The organism is Methanocalculus sp., from assembly GCF_029762515.1.
Taxonomy (GTDB): Archaea; Halobacteriota; Methanomicrobia; order Methanomicrobiales; family Methanocorpusculaceae; genus Methanocalculus.
On record NZ_JARVGN010000431.1, the window covers coordinates 1 to 1,840 of the forward strand.

Below are 1,840 nucleotides of genomic sequence, written 5' to 3' on the forward strand. Positions count from 1 at the left end.
CGATAAAATGAATATGATAATAGTAAAAAATAGGATCTGCAAGGCTCTTTTCAAGGAAATCCGGATTTGAACCAGCAATAAATTGATATGTCTCATCCCACTCAGCCCAGTTATTGACAATAGTAGCAAGGTTTTGTCGTTCATAATCAACGGTGAGAAGGGTATAGTCCATTTTTTGTTCAAGGATCTCTTCTTCGAGATCGATGAATCCTTCAAGAATGAAGGCCTGGCTAAAGAAGCCAAGCCCGCCGATCAGGCAGATGCTTACCAGGGTGATGATCACTATCGTCTGGGTTCGGACATTCATGAAAACGTTTCCATGTCGAGGTAGTCTTCTCCGACACTATTTATCAGTGTTGAAGACGACGTATCTTGATCATCTATGCGCAGTGATGAAATAAAAAAAGGGTACCCACGAGCCCCAAATCGTTCTCTTCTCAGATCCCTCGGTTTGAGCAATAGCGAGATGGATCTCCCGTTCATCGGAATTGCCAATGCCTGGAATGACATTGTTCCCGGCCACACCCACCTCAGAAACCTGACCAACAAAGTCAGGGAAGGTATCGCAGCAGGCGGTGGAGTTCCGTTTGAGTTTGGAGTGATTGGAATCTGCGACGGGATTGCAATGGGACATAAGGGAATGCGATATTCCCTCCCATCAAGGGAAAATATTGCAGATTCAATCGAACTGATGGTGGAGGCACACCGGTTTGACGGACTCGTCTGTGTTGGCACCTGTGATAAGATTGTACCCGGTATGCTGATGGCGGCAGCTCGTCTGGATATCCCCGCCATTCTCCTCACCGGCGGCCCGATGATGCCGGGAACACTCAATGGAAAGGATCTCTCCCTCGTTGATGTCTTCGAAGCAGTTGGAAAAGTCGCTGCCGGATCATTTCCGGAAGAAGAACTCTGTACCCTGGAGTGCGCGGCGATGCCCGGATGCGGCAGCTGTCAGGGCCTGTATACTGCAAATACAATGGCATGCATGACTGAAGCCATGGGGATGTCATTAGCAGGATCAGCAGCCATTCCTGCTGTTGAATCAGATAAAATCAGGGTAGCGCATGAGACAGGATACAGAATCATGGATCTCGTCAGATCGGGAACAAATGCCAGGCAGATCATTACAGAAAAGAGCCTGAGAAATGCAATCCGGGTCGATATGGCGCTTGGAGGCTCAACAAATACCGTTCTGCACCTGATGGCGATTGCCAGGGAAGCGGACATTCCCATGAATCTTGAATCATTCAATCAGATAAGTGATGGAACCCCGCATATCTGTCACATGCAGCCTGCCGGACCGCATGCAATGGTCGCACTCAACCGGGCAGGCGGAATTCCCGCTATCTTCAACCGCTTAATCGATCACCTTGAAGATGTTATGACTGTTTCTGGCAGATCTGTTCACGAGATCGCAAAGGGAATTCTCAGAATGGATGAAAACGTCATCAAACCTGTTGATACTCCCATCCACACAAGCGGGGGTCTGAGGATCCTCTTTGGAACGCTCGCACCAAATGGTGCGGTCGTCAAATATGCTGCGGTCTCAGAATCGATGTGGCAACACAAGGGTCCTGCACGTGTCTTTGATGGAGAAGAGCTGGCAATGAAGGCCATTCTTGCCCGTGAGATCAAAGAGGGGGATGTAATCATCATCAGGTATGAGGGGCCAAAGGGCGGCCCTGGCATGCCCGAGATGCTCTCACCAACATCAGCATTGATGGGACTTGGGTATGAACGGGTGGTTCTCATAACAGATGGGAGATTCTCGGGAGGTACACGAGGGCCATGTATCGGCCATGTCGCACCAGAAGCAGAAGTCGGGGGACCGATTGCT

At 49.7% G+C, this 1,840-nt stretch carries 2 protein-coding genes; one reads left to right on the top strand and one right to left on the bottom strand.

What is annotated here, in order from left to right:
• On the bottom strand, positions 1-307 hold a 307-nt coding region (locus tag QCH34_RS11830), incomplete at its 3' end, for a CHASE4 domain-containing protein (RefSeq protein WP_300334438.1).
• Between the two features lie 75 nt (positions 308-382).
• On the opposite strand from QCH34_RS11830, the gene ilvD reads away from it, so the two are divergent.
• Positions 383-1,840, top strand: a 1,458-nt coding sequence (gene ilvD / locus QCH34_RS11835; RefSeq protein WP_300334440.1) for a dihydroxy-acid dehydratase, incomplete at its 3' end; no start/stop codon positions are given.